The organism is Marinobacter sp. (genome assembly GCF_033722195.1).
Lineage (GTDB): Bacteria > Pseudomonadota > Gammaproteobacteria > Pseudomonadales > Oleiphilaceae > Marinobacter.
Window position 1 is genome coordinate 1 of sequence record NZ_JAWVZL010000196.1, and the last position, 2,092, is coordinate 2,092.

At 67.2% G+C, this 2,092-nt stretch carries 4 protein-coding genes; 1 reads left to right on the forward strand and 3 read right to left on the reverse strand.

What is annotated here, in order from left to right; all coding sequences use genetic code 11:
• Window positions 1-156: 156 nt before the first annotated feature.
• The 3 genes from R3280_RS16740 to R3280_RS16750 are packed head-to-tail and all read right to left on the reverse strand — an operon-like array spanning window position 157 to window position 1,344.
• A complete protein-coding gene (locus R3280_RS16740; protein WP_318999745.1) occupies window positions 157-582 on the reverse strand; it encodes a DUF6691 family protein in 426 nt (141 codons plus the stop codon).
• A gap of 1 nt (window position 583) precedes the next feature.
• Window positions 584-1,018, reverse strand: coding sequence for a YeeE/YedE family protein (locus R3280_RS16745; RefSeq protein WP_318999746.1), 435 nt, complete (start codon window positions 1,016-1,018; stop codon window positions 584-586).
• The gene (locus tag R3280_RS16750; RefSeq protein WP_318999747.1) at window positions 1,015-1,344 is read right to left on the reverse strand and encodes a metalloregulator ArsR/SmtB family transcription factor; all 330 of its coding nucleotides are present in this window, start codon (window positions 1,342-1,344) and stop codon (window positions 1,015-1,017) included. Before R3280_RS16750 ends, R3280_RS16745 begins: the two co-directional genes overlap by 4 nt.
• Window positions 1,345-1,441: 97 nt before the next feature.
• On the opposite strand from R3280_RS16750, the gene R3280_RS16755 reads away from it, so the two are divergent.
• A partial coding sequence (locus R3280_RS16755) for an MBL fold metallo-hydrolase (protein WP_318999748.1) occupies window positions 1,442-2,092 on the forward strand: 651 nt, incomplete at its 3' end.

Sequence of the window (2,092 nt, forward strand, 5' to 3'; positions counted from 1 at the left end):
CTGGATGATCGGCTGATGGCCGTGCAGTTGCTGGGGATGGTGCTGATCCTGATCACCGTTACCGGCCTGAGCGTCTATTCCAGCACCGGCAAGGCGCGGGTCAGAGCCAGGACCTGAGCCGCGACACGGCCCGCGCGGTCTCACTGCGCTGGCGGGTCAGGCGGCCCGGCGCTTCTCCAGTAACTCGAACAGCGCCATGCCCGCCAGCATGGCTGCCACAAACACCAGCGCCTTGAGTTCGCCGGCGCCCAGCGCCACCAGGGCGGGGCCGGGGCAGAAGCCCGCCAGGCCCCAGCCTACACCAAAACCCAGCGCTCCCAGTACCAGGCGGCGGTCCAGCTGATTGGCCGTGGGCAGGCGCATGGGGCCTCCCAGCAGGCTCTGGTTGCGGCGCCGCGCCTGCCGGAAGCCCACCAGGCCCACCGCCACGGCGGCGGCCATCACCAGCGCCAGGGACGGATCCCAGGCGCCGGCCAGATCGAGAAACGCCAGCACCTTGGCCGGGTTGGCCAGGCCGGAGACCAGCAGACCCAGCCCAAAAACCAGGCCGGTGATCAGGGCGGACAACAGGTGTCGGTTCATGTCAGTTCCCCAGCAGGTGACGGATGACAAAAACGGTGGCAAAGCCCGTGGCCATGAAGCACAGGGTGGCCACCAGTGAGCGCGGCGACAGACGCGACAGGCCGCAGACCCCGTGGCCGCTGGTACAGCCGCTGCCATAACGGGTGTTCAGGCCCACCATCAGCCCGGCAAGGATCAGGGTCGGGTAGTCGGCGGCAATGGTCAGCTCCGGTGGCGCGGCGGCGGCGGTCCAGACCAAGGGCGCCAGCACCATGCCGGCGATAAACGCCAGGCGCCAGCCCGTATCGCCGGCTTGCGGCCTGAGCAGGCCACCCACGATGCCGGAGATGCCGGCAATGCGGCCATTGAGCAGGAGGAAGGCCACTGCGGCCAAACCGATCAGAACGCCGCCTGCGAGGGCGGACGCGGGTGTGAAGGCATTCCAGTCTATGGTCATGTCGGGTCTCCCGGTGGCTGGCAGTAGAGTTCATAGAGCCGCTGCAGAATCGCAAGCACGCGCTCGTCGGCGATGCGGTAGTAGACATGCTTGCCCTCGCGGCGCGTGGCCACCAGGCCCTCCCGGCGCAGCACCCCCAGCTGTTGCGAGAGGGTGGGCTGGTGAATGCCAAGCTGCGCTTCCAGCTCGCTGACACAGAGCTCGGCCTGGCTGAGCTGGCAGAGCAGCAGCAGCCGGTCCTCGTGGGCCAGCACCCGCAGCACCGCGGTGGCGTCGGCGGCGTTTTCTCGCATTTGGGCCACACTCAGGTGGGCGGTATCGGGCATCGGCTGCGGTCTCCAGATTCAGGGAACACTATATTGCCATATAATATATCGCGAAGTATAGTGTATTGACAGCCGCCCTGACTACGGGAGATCCGTCATGCGCGCACACGTAGAAGCTTTCCTCGACCCCGTGACCGAAACCTGGAGTTACGTGGTCTACGACCATGCCGGTGGTCACGCCGCCGTGATCGACCCAGTGCTGGATTTCGACCCCAAGGCAGGCCGCACCAGCACCGAGGGCGCCCGGCGCCTGGTGGATTTTGTCCGGGCCCGGGACCTGACGGTGGACTGGGTGCTGGACACCCACGCCCACGCCGACCATCTCTCCGCCGCGCCCTACGTGCGGGATGAAGTGGGCGGCCGGATCGGCATTGGCGAGCACATTCGAGAGGTGCAGACCATTTTCCGGGAGGTTTTCAACCTGGAGAAGGCGTTCCTCTGTGACGGCAGCCAGTTCGACCACCTGTTCCGCGATGGCGAGCGCTTTACCGTCGGCGAGCTGCCGGGCCGGGTGATCCATGCCCCCGGCCACACGCCCGCGGACATGGCCTGGCTGATCGGTGACGCCCTGTTCGTGGGGGACACCCTGTTCCTGCCGGATTGCGGCACCGCGCGCTGTGACTTCCCCGGCGGCGACGCCGGCAGGCTGTACCGCTCCATCCGCAAACTACTGGCGCTGCCGGAGGAGACCCGGATGTTTGTCTGTCACGACTACCCCGGCGACCGGCGTGAGCATGCCTGCGAGACC

Bases quoted from the DNA above. Each gene is read 5' to 3' on its own strand.
- R3280_RS16740 (WP_318999745.1), bottom strand. From the start codon at position 582: ATGAACCGACACCTGTTGTCCGCCCTGATCACCGGCCTGGTTTTTGGG.
- R3280_RS16745 (WP_318999746.1), bottom strand. From the start codon at position 1,018: ATGACCATAGACTGGAATGCCTTCACACCCGCGTCCGCCCTCGCAGGC.
- R3280_RS16750 (WP_318999747.1), bottom strand. From the start codon at position 1,344: ATGCCCGATACCGCCCACCTGAGTGTGGCCCAAATGCGAGAAAACGCC.